Source organism: Arthrobacter sp. 754 (assembly GCF_040548695.1).
GTDB lineage: Bacteria > Actinomycetota > Actinomycetes > Actinomycetales > Micrococcaceae > Arthrobacter.
Window position 1 is genome coordinate 356672 of record NZ_JBEPSC010000004.1, and the last position, 14160, is coordinate 370831.

Consider the following 14160-nt stretch of genomic DNA (forward strand, 5'->3'; position numbering starts at 1 on the left):
GGGTGGCACCTGTGGCCAGCGCCCGGTGCCACCATCAAGGCACCTCCGGGGCCTAGCCGGGCAGCGCGATGAGACCGAGTACGACGGCGAGTAACGGCGTCGTGCCTTGCAGCACCGCGGCGCGGAGGTACTTCCGCCCGCTGAGGGCAAGCACTACGGCGGCGAGCAGCATTGAACCGCAGCATGTGAACATGAGGGTCCAGCCCACCACCGGCTGGACGGATCCCGGCGGTGCGAACGCCACGCAGCCGACTCCAACGAACGCGCCGATGGCCAGGAACAGGTTGTAGAAGCCCTGGTTGTAAGCGAGGGGCCTGGTGGTTTCCGCGTCAGCCTGCGATGCCAGGCCGAACCTCTTCCAGGTTGCGGGCCTCGTCCAGGTGAGGGACTCCATGGTGAAGATGTACACGTGGAGCGCGGCTGCGAGGAACGCGAAAACAAGGGAGGCCAGGATCATGGCTCGATCCTAGCCTCCCTGCAATTTGGTCCTGGCGTGTGCCTCCAGGAGCCGGAGCGTCAGCGGGTAAGCATGCCCAGCGCCGCAGTTGCGAATTCCCGGGCCGAGGCGTTCCAGTGTCCCAGCAGTCCCTGGAGGTTTTCGCCGTCGGCCCGGTGCGCCGGCAGCTGCTCCTGGAGCGTGGCCAGCACCCCGGTGCGGAGCTCGGTATTGAAGTTCACCTTGCCCACGTTCATGGCGGCGGCCTTGACCAGCTCGTCCGCCGGAATGCCGGAGGCACCGTGGAGCACCAGCGGGATGTGCGTCCGCACGGCGATGTCCTGGAGGACGTCCCAGCGGAGCTGCGGCTCGCCCTTGTACTTGCCGTGCACGTTGCCCACGGCCACAGCCAGAAGCTCTGCGCCGGTCCGGGCCACGAAGTCCTCCACCAGGGCGGAGTCCGTCAGGCCGGCGACGTCAACGCCCGCCTCGTCCGCGCCGAAAGCCCGGTCCTCGTCGCCGGCGAGGCCGCCGAGTTCCGCTTCAAGCACGACGCCGGCACCGAGCAGGGCGCGCGCCTCACGGACCAGCGCGATGTTCTCCTCATACGGAAGGGACGAGCCGTCGGCGAGGACCGAATCCGCCCCCGCAGCGACGGCGTCGGCCATCACGCGCAGGTCAGTTGCGTGGTCCAACTGGACCGCCACCGGAACGGACGCGGCATCTGCCAGCCCGCGGAGGGCTGCGATCAGGCGCAGGCCGTGGGGGGTCGCGGCTGTTTTAGGGGCCACCAGCAGGATGATGCCGTGGCCCGAGTCTTCAGCGGCCCCCACAACGGCCAGCGCGGTGGTGAAGTCGTAGCAGGTGAACGCCGGAACGGCCGAGCCCTGCTGCAGGGCGGAGGTGACCAGGTGGTCGAGTCGGGTGCGCATCAGACGCCCAGCCCTCCCACCAGGATCCAGGCACCGAAGGTCAGGGCGAAGCCGGCCAGGCCGAGGATGGTGGTGAGCACGGTCCAGGTGCGGAGTCCGTCGGACACGGTGAGGCCGTAGTAGCGCACCACGGTCCAGAAGCCGGCGTCGGTCACGTGCGACAGGCCCAGCGCGCCGAAGCCGATGGCGATCACGATGACGGCGATCTGGGCCGGTGAATAGCCGCCTTCCATCACGGCCGAGGTCAGCAGGCCTGTGGTGGTGACGATGGCAACCGTGGCCGAACCCTGGGCTGCGCGGAGCGCCAGGGAGATGACGAAGCCGAGCACTATGACCGGCAGGCCCAGGTGGTCAAGGGTCTGGGACAGCGCGGCGCCGATCCCGGAGGTGCGCAGGACTTCACCGAACACGCCGCCGGCGGCAACCACCATCAGGATGGAGGCGATGGGAGGCAGTGCGCCTTCGAAGATCTCGCCGGTTTCCCGGAGCGACCAGTTGCGGCGCACAGCCAGCAGGAAGAAGGACAGGGCAACGGCCACCAGGAGGGCGAAGAACGGGTTTCCGATGAAAGCCGCCAGCCCGTACCAGGAGTTGTCCTTGGGAATGGTGAGCGTGCCCAGGGTGCCGATCAGGATCTGGACGATCGGCGCGGCGATGAGGAACATGATCAGGGCCGGGCGGGGAGGGGCAATCGCTGCTGCGCCGGGGCCGTCGTGGCCCACCTTCACCAGGGAATCCGAGCCGAACTCTTCCACCTGGGCCTTGACGCCGGGGAGCAGCTCGTAGTCCTTCCGGTTCATGATGCCGGCAACAAAGTAGGACAGGAAGCCCAGAGGGATGCAGATGATCAGTGAGATCAGGGTGATCAGGCCAATGTCGGCACCGAACACGCCGGCGCCTGCCACGATGCCGGGATGCGGCGGCACGGCAACGTGGATGGCGAGCATGATGCCGGCCATCGGCAGCCCGAATTTGACCGGGTGGACGTTGGCGATCTTGGCGAAGGCGTAGACGATGGGGACCAGCACGATGATGCCGACCTCGAAGAACACGGGGATGGCCACCAGGAAGCCGACAGCGGTGAGTGCCACCGCCACGCGCTTGGCGCCAAGCTTCGCGGTGAAGTGCGAGGCCAGGGACTGCACGCCGCCGGAAACCTCGATCATGCGGCCCAGCACGGCGCCGAGCGCAATGAGCAGCGCCACTTTGCCCATGGTGCCGCCCACGCCGTTGGCCACAACGGTGAAGACGTCCTTGAGCGGGATCTGCGAGGCGACGGCCACGGCGATGCTCACGCTCAGCAGGGCCACGAAGGCCTGGATCTTGAAGCGGATGATCATCACCAGCAGCACGGCGATGCCAATGGCCGCGATGGTGAGCAGCAGCGGAGTACCCAGCTCCACGGCGGGTTTGATGGCAGGGGCATCGGCTGCCCCCACCATCAGGGGGTTAATCAGGGCGTTCATTGCGGCTCCTTTGACAAGCCGGTCTCCGGAAGACGGGCTGTATGGGGCGCTGGATGTTGCGGTGGCGGACTTGGACGCTGGGGACCTCGGAGAGGGTACGACGACGGCGGAGGGGGGACCGCCGTCGTCGTACCTTTTCCGAGGTGGTTAAGTGGAGGTGCTTAAGCGGTGGTGCGCTTCGTGGGGGCGATGACCTTGATGACGGCTGAGTCGTCGGCGGCGGCGAGGCCCTGGGCCTGGCCCAGGAGGTAGAGCTGCTCGGCGGCGGCGGCCACGGGGGCGGCCAGGCCGGCGGCGCGGGTGGCCTTGCCCACGATGCCCATGTCCTTGACGAAGATGTCCAGCCGGGACAGGACCTCGGCGCCTTCCTCGGTGTAGGCCTCGAGGATGCGCGGGCCGCGGTTGGAGAGCATGAACGACCCTGCGGCGCCTGCCTCGAGGGCGGCGAGGGTCTTGGCCTGGTCCAGGCCGAGGGCATCGGCGAGGGCCATGGCCTCGGCGGCGGCCGCAATGTGGATGCCGCACAGGAGCTGGTTGACGGTCTTGAGGGCCTGGCCGTCGCCGGGCTTGTCACCCACGACGGTCAGGGTGGAGGCGAGGAGTTCAAGCGCCGGCGCAGCCTTTTCGCGGGCCTCGGGGGAAGCCCCGACGACGATCAGCAGGTCGCCTTCGCCGGCGCGCTTGGGACCGCCGGACAGCGGGGCGTCAACGAGCTCGACGCCGTATTCGGCCAGGCGGGCCACGGTGGCCGGGATGGCTTCGGTGCCGACTGTGCTGCCCAGGATCACGACGGCGCCGGGCTCAAGCACGGAGGCCACGCCGTTTTCGCCGAAGAGAACATCGTTGAGCTGCTCGCCGTTGCGGACCGCCAGCAGCAGGGCATCGGCGCCCCGGGCTGCTTCCCGGGCTGAGGCAAAGGTGCGGATGCCGGCTTCTTCGGCGAGCTTCAGGCGCGGCTCGGCGATGTCGAAGCCGTGCACGGTGAGCTCGCTGGCAAGGCGGGTGGCCATCGGCAGGCCCATGGCACCCAGGCCCAGGACGGTGACGGTGTAGTTGCTGGTCATGGTGTTCTCCTTTGAAACTGGTGATCGGGCTGAATGCCCGTGATGAAGCTGGCTAGAAAGTGTTGCTGAGCTTGCGGGTGACGTCGGCGAGGGACTGGTCGTCGCCCACGTTGCCGGCGAAGACGATGTATGGGATGCCCTTGGCGGGGCCGTCCACCGGCTCCCAGAGGCTTACGATGCCCGGGAGCATGGGCCCGCGGACAATGGCGTGGCGGATTTCCAGCCCGTGGGCGGCGACGTCCGAGGAAGTGATGCCGCCCTTGGCAATGACGAACCGGGGCGGGAAGGTCTTGAGGGTCCGGTTCACCACCGCGACGACGGCGGCTGAGACGGTGCGCGCAATCCGCAGGCTTTCGGCAGCGTCGTCGGTCTTGATGAGCAGGCGGCTGGTGTGGACGATCACGTCTCCCCCGTGGAGGGCGTCCACCACAGTGCTGACTGTCTGGTCCAGGTAGGCGTCAGCGGAGTCGCCCAGCAGCTTCTCGACGTCGATCTCAACGATGCGGGCCGCGCTGTGCTGTTCCGTCAGTGCCTTGAGCTGGCGGGTGGTGACGCCCACGTGGGAGCCGACCACGATCAGGCCGCCGGCGGTGGACGGGGTGTTGCCCGCATAGGCTTCGGCGCCGCTGAGTTCGGCGCGGATTTCCTGGCCGATCCGGGCACGTCCGAACGGCGGCCCAACCCGGTACAGCAGCTTCTTGCCGCGGCGTTCGGCTTCTTCCAGGCCCAGGGACAGGGCGCGGAGGTCGTTCTCGGTAACGATGTCCGCCACGACCGGGGTGGAATTGGTGGCCGGCGCGATGGCGTCAGCGATCGCATTGGCGGTGACCTGCGGGTCGGTGGAGGCGCGGATGATGTTCAGGTCCAGCACGATCACCGACTCTGCGGCGAAGCGGCCGTGCGACTTCTCCTCCACGTATTTGGCCATGTCCGAGTTGGCGAAGCCGAAGCTGGCGTCCTTGGCGAATTCGGTCTCGGCCACGGGCGTGAGCTGTCCTGCAGCCTCACCGGTGCCGCGCATGTAGTGCACGCCGCCGATGGTCACGCGGCCGGCGTCGGGGAAGGCTGGAACCAGCACCACGCCGTCGGTCTGTTCGCCGGTGACCTCAGCGACGGTGGCGGCGATAACGTCGGGTTCCAGCGGGTAGTGCCCGCGGAGGGTTGAGTCGCTGCGGCTGACGAACCCCAGCCGCAGGTTGGAACCGGCTTTGCTGGAGCTGGCGGCGGCCAGCGCGTTGCGGACCACTTCCTCGTTCCGTGCGGCAGCTTCGGCGGGATCCAGGCTGCGGGTGTTGGTCAACACGTACACAGCGGGTTTGGCTTGGGCGAAGGCCCAGATGAAATCTTCCACGTCCCAGCTGGTGAGCACAGGCAGATCTGAAACGGACTGCGTTCCGGTGGGGTCATCGTCGAGCACTACCAGCATCTTGGGAGTTACCGCACTGGAGGCGGCGACCGCGTCGGCAACGAGGCGGGCGGGAATCTGGACCTCGGCCGGGAAGGCCGCCAGGATGTCTGCTTCAAGCGTCACTATGCACTCCGTTGTGTGAAATCTATGGTGGTGAGTCTCGTAATTTTGCGTAGCTGTAAGATGTCTGACATCTAACATTTGAAATAGTGTGGCACACCACAGGGAAGCTGCGCAAGTAGACTTGTCAGACATATACGGCGAGGGCGGCAGGGGGAACATGGCACGGAAATCACTGGTGGGCGTCGTTGCCGACGAACTCCTCGACCGGATCATCGCCGGGGACTTCCCGCCCGGATCCAGCGTGCCCGGCGAGCTTGAACTCAGCGCCCGGCACGACGTAAGCCGCATGACCGTCCGCGAGGCCATGAAGACCCTTGAGGCGCAACGGATCCTCAGTGTCGAACGTGGCCGCGGCACCTTCGTGAACCCGCTGAACCGCTGGGCGTCCCTGGAAGCTGTGCTCCGCGCGGCTTCGGAGGGCAAGAACGAGGCGGACGCATCGGTTCAGCTCATCGAACTGCGCCGGATGCTCGAAACCGGTGCGTGCGAACTTGCCTCGGCCCGGATCGGTGATGCGGATGTGCAGGCACTATTCGGCCATGTGGCTGCGATGCGTGCTGCTCATGACGTCAACGACGTCGCCGCGTTCGTGGAGGCCGATCTCGCCTTCCACGACGTGATCCTGCGCGCGTCCGAGAACGTGTTTGTGGCCGTCCTTTTTGAGCCTTTGCACCGGGTGCTGGAAAAGCGCAGGGCTGAAACATCCGTCGTCCCGGAGATCCAGGAGCACGCGATCGGGCATCACCAGAACATCGCGGAGGCACTGGAGTCACGCGACGCATCGCGCTCCCGTGAAGCCATGGACGCGCACATGCAACAGACCCTCGATGACCTGAAGAACCTTGTCCTCGAGGCACCCCGGGGCGCCTGACCACGGGATGTGACACTTCCCCCGGCCCGGAAGTCCTACTAGTCTGCAAGGACGGTCCGCAAACCGGGACTCGAAGGCGATCACGAGGAGCGAAGTTGTCCAACCACACGTACAGCATTTCTGAAATTGTCGGCACATCAACCCAGGGCGTGGACGACGCCGTCCGTAATGGCATTGCCAAGGCATCCCAGACCCTGCGCCACCTCGACTGGTTTGAGGTCAAGGAAGTCCGCGGTCACCTCGAGGACGGCAAGATCGCAGACTGGCAGGTCACCATCAAGCTCGGCTTCCGCCTGGAAGAACACTGACCACCACTCGATCCGCAGGTGATGGCTGCACCCCTCGGGGTGCGGCCATCACTGTTTCCCGGGGTCAGCGGGCCGAAGAGCTTCAGCGGTGACCACTTCGGTCAGTTCCGGTAATGCCGGGGCGCCCAGGCTGCCCAGCAGGAGCAGGGCATCGGCCGACGGCGAACCGGGCTTTGCGGAAAACACCCTGAGTTGCTGGTCCGGATCGTCGGGGAGGACGAGGTTTTCAAAGCTCAGTTCAAGATCGCCGACGGCGGGGTGGTGGAGCCGGACAATGCCGGAGGACCTCGTGGCCACCCTGTGCCCTGCCCACCATTGGCGGAAGTGCTCGCTGTGGACGGCCAGCTCCCCCACCAGCTGGTTTGCCTGTGCGTCGTTCGGGTGCCGGCCCACGTCCACACGCAGCGCGCCCGCGGCTTCCGCGGCCACTGTCTTCCAGTCGCGGAAGAGTTCCCGTGCCTGCGGATCCAGGATCAGCCAGCGGGTCAGGTTGCGCTCGGGGGCAGGCAGTTGCGGGAAATCTGCGAAAAGCAGGAAAGCCATCCGGTTTCCGGCAAGGACGTCGGTCCGGCGGCCCAGCAGCAGCGCGGGAACGTCGCCGACGGCCTCCAGGAACTGACGCAAGGCCGGGCGCACACCCTGCGCGGGTCCGGGGGTTCGGGTGGTGGCGGCACAGTTTTCGAGCAGGTCCATCATGTGCGCATGCTCGCCGCTGTCCAGACGGAGTGCACGGGACACGGAGTCCAGCACCGCACGGGAGGGATGGATGTTCCGCCCCTGTTCCAGACGGACGTAGTAGTCGGTGCTCACACCGGCGAGCCGGGCCACTTCCTCGCGGCGAAGCCCGGGCACCCTGCGCGCGCCGGAGCCCGCATCCGCTCCTGCATCCTCGGGGGCTAACCGCGACCGCATGGCTTTGAGGAACTTCCCGAATTCGGCACTCTGACCCATGCACCCCATTGTGCCCCGGTCCAATGACCGCTTTCTACAACGAAGGTAGGACTGGCAGTCCTAGGACAAACAGGCACAGGGTCAAGGGCTGACTATCGGCACAAAACTGCATAGGCTCATTGTGGGCCTTCCCGAAAGCGTTTTCCCAGCAAACCCGCAGCGTAGGCAATACCCGCAGCAAAGGAGCCACATCATGTCAGAGCTGACCCTGAACAACGGCGTTACCATCCCCCAACTGGGTTTCGGAGTCTTCCAGGTTCCGCCGGAAGACACCCAGCGGATCATCGAAGATGCCCTGGAGGCCGGCTACCGCCACATCGACACAGCCGCCGCCTACCGCAATGAAGCCGGCGTGGGCGCCGCTATTGCCGCCGCCGGGATTCCGCGCGAAGAACTTTTCATCACCACAAAACTCCGCAACGGCGAGCAGGGCCGGGCCCAGGAGGCATTCCAGAACAGCCGCAAAGCACTGGGCCTGGACTTCGTGGACCTGTACCTCATCCACTGGCCGGTGCCGTCCCAGGACCTGTACGTCCAGGCCTGGAAGGAGATGGAACGTTTGTATGCCAACAACGAGATCCGTGCCATCGGCGTATCGAACTTCCTGTCCGATCACGTGGATACACTCCTGGCCTCCGCGGAAGTTGTTCCTGCCGTCAACCAGATCGAACTGCACCCCAGCTACCAGCAGGCGGAGTTAGCGGCGAAGTGCCGGGCCCTGGGCATTGAGGTGGAGGCATACAGTCCGCTGGGCCAGGGCGGGGACCTCAACGGGCGCGCCGTCACCGCGATTGCCCAGGCCCACAACGCCACCACCGCGCAGGTGGTCCTCGCCTGGCATCTTGCCGCCGGCAACATCGTCATCCCCAAATCAGCCGATTCATCCCGGATGCGGGAGAACCTGGCTGCCTCGTCCCTGACGCTCAGCGACGACGAACTCGCGTCCATCACCGAACTCGAGTCGGGCGCGCGCATCGGTTCCGATCCCGCCGTCGCGTCCTTTACACAGCTCTAGCCCCGCGCACCCAATCCCCACCGACACTCCTCACCGACACTAAGGATCCACCCATGCAGTACACCCACCTTGGCCGCTCCGGCCTCAAGGTCTCCCGCCTGTGCCTCGGCACCATGAACTTCGGGCCCCAGACCGAGGAAGCAGACGCCCACTCGATCATGGACTCCGCCCTGGACTCCGGCATCAACTTCTTCGATACAGCCAATGTGTACGGCGGCACCGGGCACCGCGGCTGGACCGAAGAGATCATTGGCCGCTGGTTCGCCCAGGGCGGCGAGCGGCGCGAACGGACAGTCCTGGCCACCAAGCTGTACGGCACCATGACTGAGCGCCCCAATGAATCCAAGCTTTCCGCCCTGAACATCCGCCGCGCGCTGGACGCCAGCCTGAAGCGGTTGCAGACCGACTACATCGACGTGTACCAGTTCCACCACATCGACCGGGACACCCCGTGGGACGAAATCTGGCAGGCCATCGAAGTAGCCGTCCAGCAGGGCAAGATCCTGTACTCCGGCAGCAGCAACTTCGCCGGCTGGCACATCGCACAGGCACAGGAAGCCGCCCGGCGGCGGAACTACACGGGCCTGGTCAGCGAGCAATCCATCTACAACCTCTTCCGCCGCGAGGTGGAACTTGAGGTCATCCCGTCGGCACAGCAGTACGGCCTGGGACTCATCCCCTGGTCACCACTGCAGGGCGGCCTTCTGGGCGGCGTGCTGAAGAAGCAGGAACAGGGCGTCCGCCGCACTGAGGGCCGGGCCCTTGAAACCCTGAAGAAGCACCAGGACCAGATCCAGCAGTACGAGGATTTCGCGGACGAACTGGGCCACGCACCCGGCGACGTCGCACTCGCCTGGCTGCTCCACCAACCTGCGGTTACCGCACCGATCGTGGGACCGAGGACGCAGTCACAGCTCGACGCCGCCATCCGGGCTTTGGATGTCACGCTCGATGCCGATGCGCTCAAGCGGCTCGATGACATCTTCCCGGGGTACCGCCCCGCTCCCGAAGACTAAGCGTGGTGACTCCGCCTGTTCCTGGCGCCGGTCCTGGCACCCTTCCTGAGGACACGGTGGCGCCGCGGAACATCCTCTTCATCGGCGGTACGGGCGTTATCAGCGCGGCGGCGGCAGATCGCGCCGTCGCGCTGGGGCACCGGCTGACTGTCCTCAACCGGGGACAGTCTTCAGGCCGGCCCGTGCAGGAGGGTGCCGAGGTCCTGCATGCGGATGTGCGCGATCCGGCAGCCGTGCGGGAGGTGCTGGGCGGCCGGGAGTTCGACGCCGTCGCGGACTTTATTGCCTTCACTCCGGACCAGGCGCGCGCCAGTATGGATCTGTTCCGCGGCCGGACCGGACAGTATGTGTTCATCAGTTCCGCGTCGGCTTACCAGAAGCCGCCCACCCTGCTGCCGATCCTGGAATCCACGCCTTTGAAGAACCCGTTCTGGCAGTATTCGCGCAACAAGATTGCCTGCGAGGACCTGCTGTTCGAGGCATACCGTTCGGAGGACTTTCCGGTCACGGTGGTGCGGCCCTCCCATACCTACGACCGCACCAGGATCGCCATGCTGGGCGGCTGGACTGACATCCACCGGATGCGCACCGGCGAGCCTGTGGTGGTGCACGGCGACGGCACGTCCCTGTGGACGGTGACGCACAGCAGGGACTTCGCGAAGGCCTTCGTTGGGCTCCTCGGCAGGCCCCAGGCAGTTGGCGAGAGCTACACCATCACCTCGGATGAGTTCCTGCCCTGGAACCAGATCTACCGGCTGTTTGCCCGGGCGGCCGGCGTTCCCGAGCCCGAACTGGTCCACGTGGCGTCGGAGACGATCGCTGCACAGAATGCCGGGCAGATTCCCGAACTGGGGCCCGGCCTTCTGGGCGACAGGTCCCACTCGGTGGTGTTCGACAACGCCAAGATCAAGTCGTTGGTGCCTGGCTACGCAGCCAGCATCCCGTTCGCGGACGGCGCCCGGGAAATCGTTCAGTGGCACGACGCCCATCCTGACCTGCAGGTGGTGAACCCGAAGTTCATGGACCTGAGCGACCGCCTGGTCAGGTGGGCACGGCGCTAGGGCTGACGAGGGGCCGCTCCCGGAGGTGCCAAACCTTGCCGCACCTATTGATTATCGATAGACTTTCACCGTAAATCGATACTCTAGGAGACCCCGTGGGAAAACTGACCACCGTTGCGTTGCGCGTAGTACTGGCCGCGGCCCTGGCCGGCTCGCTCTTTGTCCAGGTGCGGATGGTTCCGCTGCTGTCCACGGACCTTGAAGAGTCCGGCGCGGACACCGGCACGCGCATCTTGGCCCTCCTGATCGTGGTGCTGGGTATCGTCAGCGTCCAGGTCACGCTCGTGTGTGTCTGGCGCCTCCTGACGATGGCACGGAGGAGCGCGGTGTTCTCGCACGGCGCCTTCCGCTACGTGGACATCATCTTCTGGGCAGTGGCAGCCGCGTCAGTGCTGGTGTTCGCCCTTGCAGTGATGCTCGCACCCGGCGAGGCTGCTCCCGGTGTGGTCCTGCTTATCTGCGGCGCATCGTTTCTGATCGCAGGGGTGGCGCTGATCGTCCGGGTGCTCCGGACGCTGTTGGCGCAGGCCGTGGCACTTGATGCAGAGGCGAAGCACCTCCGGACCGAGCTCGACGAGGTGATCTGATGCCCATCGTCGTGGACATCGACGTGATGCTGGCCAGGCGGAAAATGGCCGTGGGCACGCTCGCGGATCGCGTGGGAATCACCCCTGCCAACCTGGCGGTGCTCAAGAACGGCCGCGCCAAGGCCGTGCGCTTCACCACGCTCGAGGCGCTGTGCGACGTCCTCGAGTGCCAGCCCGGCGACCTGTTGCGTTGGGAGCCCGAGACGGACGGCACCACCGACTGACCCTCTCTACAACGTTCTAAATACCCTTATTACCGACCCGGCGCAAGGCTTGATTGTGGTCGCCACCCCCGCTAGGTTACTGGGGAAGCGTTTTCCCAATCCAAAATTGAAAGGATTCACTGATGAATCCGAGTAGGAAATCCGTGCGCCACCTGTCTGTGGCCGCCGTAGCCGGCCTGGCACTGACCGTCGGCTGCCTCAGCACCCCGGCAATCGCCGTCGGGCCTTCCGTAAAACCCAGTTCGCCAGGCGTTCAGCTGGACCACCTGGACCGCGGGCTGGTTGCCGCCGGCACGTCGGAGGGTGTTTTTCTCAGCTGGCGCCTCCTGGGCCACGAGGCGACCGGTTCCACCGCAACGGGCCTGACCGGCACCGATTTCAATGTTTACCGGGACGGGCAGAGACTCGCCACTGTCACGGACAGCACCAACTACCTTGACCCCGCTGGAACTGCGACCTCGAAGTATGACGTGCGCGCCGTCGTCGGCGGCGTTGAACTGGATGAGAGCGCCGCCGCCACCTCCTGGGGCGGAAACTTCAAGGACATCCCGCTGAAGAAGCCGGCCGACGGCGTCACCCCCGCGGGTCAGCCGTACACCTACTCGGCCAACGACACCTCGGTGGGCGACGTGGACGGCGACGGCCAGTACGAGTTCGTGGTCAAGTGGGATCCGAACAACTCCAAGGACGTCTCACAGGTGGGCTACACGGGCAACACTTACGTGGACACCTACAAGGCCGACGGCACCCTGCTGCACCGCATCGACCTGGGTGTCAACATCCGCGCCGGTGCCCACTACACCCAGATGCTGGTGAACGACTTCGACGGCGACGGACGTGCCGAGATGATGTTCAAGACGGCACCGGGCACCAAGACCATCTCCTACAACCCGGACGGTTCGGTGGCAGGCGAGTCCTTCATCTCCATGCTCCAGTCGGACCTGGACGCCGGCTTCTCCAACGCCGATGACTACCGGATGAGCGCAGCCGACTACTACCAGCACATAGTGGACACCTTCCAGGGCTGGAGCGACCACCCCGAGGTGAAGGCCGGCAACTGGCCCGCCACCCTGGAAGAAGCCTTTGGCATCGCGCCGAAGTACCAGTACCCGCTGTCCCGCACGGACGCCGAAGCCGTGGCCAGCTACTTCATGGACGTCTACGCACCGTCCCGGAGCGCCCGGAACAACCTGCGCGCCTTCGAAGGCTTCATCGTGTCCGGCCCGGAATACCTCACGGTGTTCGAGGGGGCCACGGGCAAGGAACTGAAGACTGTCGCGTACGAGCCCGGCAGGCACGACGACGGCCTGATGTGGGGCGACTACGCCATGGCCCGGATCGAACCCGGCAACCGCGTGGACAGGTTCCTGGCGGGCGTCGCCTACCTGGACGGCAAGAAGCCGGCCGCCGTGTTTGCCCGCGGTTACTACACCCGCACAACGCTTGCCAGCTACACGTGGGACGGCGCCAACCTCTCCCCCGTCTGGAATGTGGACTCCGGATGGGCGCCCATGACCAACCCGTTCAACGACTCTCCGCACGGCCGCGACGGCACGGATCCGGTGTACGGCAAGCTCACCACCCAGGGCTTCCACTCGCTGAGCGCCTCCGATGTGGACGGCGACGGCAAGCAGGAGATTGTCTATGGTTCCGCCACAATCGACGACGACGGCTCGCTGCTCTACAGCTCGTTTGACACCCTGCCGGCTGCCAGCGCCGCTCCCGGCGTGGAGGCCCGGCTGGGCCACGGCGACGCCATGCACGTCACCGACATCGATCCAAACCGCCCCGGCAAGGAAATCTTCTCGGTGCACGAAGGCGCCACCTACGCCCCTTATGGCTATGCGATGCGTGATGCCGCCACCGGTGAGGTCCTGTTCGGTGCCTACTCCGGCAAGGACACCGGCCGCGGCATGATCGGCGACGTGGACCCTGCTGTCCCCGGCATCGAGAACTGGGCCATCGGGATGCAGTCGGCCGACGGTGACAAGCTCTCCAGCACCGCACCCGGCACCAACATGAGCATCAAGTGGGCTGCGGACATGACCACGCAAATCATCAATGGCGCCCAGGAACAGACACCCACCATCGATGACTTCAAGCGCGGCCGGCTGCTGACCGCGACGGGCACCCGCACCAACAACGGCACCAAGGGCACGCCGAGCCTCGTGGCCGACGTCGTGGGTGACTGGCGCGAGGAGATGCTGGTCCGGACGGCCGACAGCTCCGCCCTTCGCATGTTCATGAGCACCGAAGTGACCAACCACAAGCTCTACACACTGATGCACGATCCGCAGTACCGGGCAGAGGTAGCGCGGCAGAACACCGCCTACAACCAGCCGTCGTACACGGACTTCTACTTCGCCTCGGACATGGACTTCACAGACGTTCCCCTGCGCGCTGCGTGGCTCCCGGGCAGCGTCAAGGCGCTCCAGCAGACCCTGGAGGATTTGGTTGAGTCCGGCGGGGTGTCGGGGCCGGTGGCCAAACAGCTGGCCGCGAGTGTGCAGCAGGCTGCCACGGCTGTGTCCGACGGCGATGCCTCCAAGGCGGGGCAGGCCATCGCACGCTTCGTGGAGTTCCTGGACCAGCAAAAGAACCCTGACGAGGTGTCCGACCTTGCGCGGACCGTGCTGGATTACCAGGCCGCCAATATTCTCGCCGCATTCGAGGGCTAGGAAGGCAAAAGCAGGAGAGA

General features: G+C 65.8%; 14 protein-coding genes. 8 read left to right on the top strand and 6 right to left on the bottom strand.

Going from position 1 to position 14160, the window contains the following annotated elements; translation table 11 throughout:
- Positions 1–52: 52 nt before the first annotated feature.
- The 5 genes from ABIA70_RS13815 to ABIA70_RS13835 form a co-directional block, all read right to left on the bottom strand.
- Entirely contained in the window at positions 53–457 is a 405-nt protein-coding gene (locus tag ABIA70_RS13815) for a DUF1304 domain-containing protein (RefSeq protein WP_354148121.1), read from the bottom strand.
- A 59-nt stretch (positions 458–516) separates the two neighbouring features.
- On the bottom strand, positions 517–1368 hold the full coding sequence (locus tag ABIA70_RS13820) for a class II fructose-bisphosphate aldolase (protein WP_354148122.1): 852 nt from the start codon (positions 1366–1368) through the stop codon (positions 517–519).
- Entirely contained in the window at positions 1368–2834 is a 1467-nt protein-coding gene (locus ABIA70_RS13825; protein WP_354148123.1) for a GntP family transporter, read from the bottom strand. The genes ABIA70_RS13820 and ABIA70_RS13825 overlap by 1 nt, the downstream gene beginning before the upstream one ends.
- Before the next feature lie 161 nt (positions 2835–2995).
- On the bottom strand, positions 2996–3898 hold the full coding sequence (locus ABIA70_RS13830) for an NAD(P)-dependent oxidoreductase (protein WP_354148124.1): 903 nt from the start codon (positions 3896–3898) through the stop codon (positions 2996–2998).
- A 52-nt stretch (positions 3899–3950) separates the two neighbouring features.
- Positions 3951–5429: a four-carbon acid sugar kinase family protein gene (locus tag ABIA70_RS13835; RefSeq protein WP_354148125.1), complete on the bottom strand. Its 1479-nt coding sequence runs from the start codon at positions 5427–5429 to the stop codon at positions 3951–3953.
- Positions 5430–5586: 157 nt separating this feature from the next.
- On the opposite strand from ABIA70_RS13835, the gene ABIA70_RS13840 reads away from it, so the two are divergent.
- Positions 5587–6300 (top strand): FadR/GntR family transcriptional regulator, encoded by a 714-nt coding sequence (locus ABIA70_RS13840; RefSeq protein WP_354148126.1) that lies wholly within the window; start codon positions 5587–5589, stop codon positions 6298–6300.
- Between the two features lie 95 nt (positions 6301–6395).
- Positions 6396–6608, top strand: a complete 213-nt coding sequence (locus tag ABIA70_RS13845; protein ID WP_354148127.1) for a dodecin — start codon at positions 6396–6398, stop codon at positions 6606–6608.
- Between the two features lie 48 nt (positions 6609–6656).
- Here the strand turns inward: ABIA70_RS13845 and ABIA70_RS13850 are convergent, their stop codons facing one another.
- A complete protein-coding gene (locus tag ABIA70_RS13850; protein ID WP_354148128.1) occupies positions 6657–7559 on the bottom strand; it encodes a helix-turn-helix domain-containing protein in 903 nt (300 codons plus the stop codon).
- A 193-nt stretch (positions 7560–7752) separates the two neighbouring features.
- Between ABIA70_RS13850 and ABIA70_RS13855 the strand changes: the two genes are divergently transcribed.
- From ABIA70_RS13855 to ABIA70_RS13880, 6 genes are all read left to right on the top strand, one after another.
- The gene (locus tag ABIA70_RS13855; protein ID WP_354148129.1) at positions 7753–8574 is read left to right on the top strand and encodes an aldo/keto reductase; all 822 of its coding nucleotides are present in this window, start codon (positions 7753–7755) and stop codon (positions 8572–8574) included.
- A 53-nt stretch (positions 8575–8627) separates the two neighbouring features.
- On the top strand, positions 8628–9590 hold the full coding sequence (locus ABIA70_RS13860; protein ID WP_354148130.1) for an aldo/keto reductase: 963 nt from the start codon (positions 8628–8630) through the stop codon (positions 9588–9590).
- Between the two features lie 2 nt (positions 9591–9592).
- Positions 9593–10651 (top strand): NAD-dependent epimerase/dehydratase family protein, encoded by a 1059-nt coding sequence (locus ABIA70_RS13865; protein ID WP_502917204.1) that lies wholly within the window; start codon positions 9593–9595, stop codon positions 10649–10651.
- A gap of 95 nt (positions 10652–10746) precedes the next feature.
- Positions 10747–11238, top strand: a complete 492-nt coding sequence (locus ABIA70_RS13870) for a DUF2975 domain-containing protein (RefSeq protein ID WP_354148132.1) — start codon at positions 10747–10749, stop codon at positions 11236–11238.
- Positions 11238–11462 (top strand): helix-turn-helix domain-containing protein, encoded by a 225-nt coding sequence (locus ABIA70_RS13875; RefSeq protein ID WP_354148133.1) that lies wholly within the window; start codon positions 11238–11240, stop codon positions 11460–11462. Before ABIA70_RS13870 ends, ABIA70_RS13875 begins: the two co-directional genes overlap by 1 nt.
- A gap of 122 nt (positions 11463–11584) precedes the next feature.
- Positions 11585–14140 carry a rhamnogalacturonan lyase gene (locus tag ABIA70_RS13880; RefSeq protein WP_354148134.1) on the top strand — a complete coding sequence of 852 codons (2556 nt, stop codon included), beginning with the start codon at positions 11585–11587 and terminating at the stop codon, positions 14138–14140.
- Positions 14141–14160 lie beyond the last annotated feature (20 nt).

Bases quoted from the DNA above. Each gene is read 5' to 3' on its own strand.
- ABIA70_RS13825 (WP_354148123.1), bottom strand. From the start codon at position 2,834: ATGAACGCCCTGATTAACCCCCTGATGGTGGGGGCAGCCGATGCCCCT.
- ABIA70_RS13855 (WP_354148129.1), top strand. From the start codon at position 7,753: ATGTCAGAGCTGACCCTGAACAACGGCGTTACCATCCCCCAACTGGGT.
- ABIA70_RS13880 (WP_354148134.1), top strand. From the start codon at position 11,585: ATGAATCCGAGTAGGAAATCCGTGCGCCACCTGTCTGTGGCCGCCGTA.
- ABIA70_RS13820 (WP_354148122.1), bottom strand. From the start codon at position 1,368: ATGCGCACCCGACTCGACCACCTGGTCACCTCCGCCCTGCAGCAGGGC.
- ABIA70_RS13850 (WP_354148128.1), bottom strand. From the start codon at position 7,559: ATGGGTCAGAGTGCCGAATTCGGGAAGTTCCTCAAAGCCATGCGGTCG.
- ABIA70_RS13840 (WP_354148126.1), top strand. From the start codon at position 5,587: ATGGCACGGAAATCACTGGTGGGCGTCGTTGCCGACGAACTCCTCGAC.
- ABIA70_RS13875 (WP_354148133.1), top strand. From the start codon at position 11,238: ATGCCCATCGTCGTGGACATCGACGTGATGCTGGCCAGGCGGAAAATG.
- ABIA70_RS13815 (WP_354148121.1), bottom strand. From the start codon at position 457: ATGATCCTGGCCTCCCTTGTTTTCGCGTTCCTCGCAGCCGCGCTCCAC.
- ABIA70_RS13860 (WP_354148130.1), top strand. From the start codon at position 8,628: ATGCAGTACACCCACCTTGGCCGCTCCGGCCTCAAGGTCTCCCGCCTG.
- ABIA70_RS13830 (WP_354148124.1), bottom strand. From the start codon at position 3,898: ATGACCAGCAACTACACCGTCACCGTCCTGGGCCTGGGTGCCATGGGC.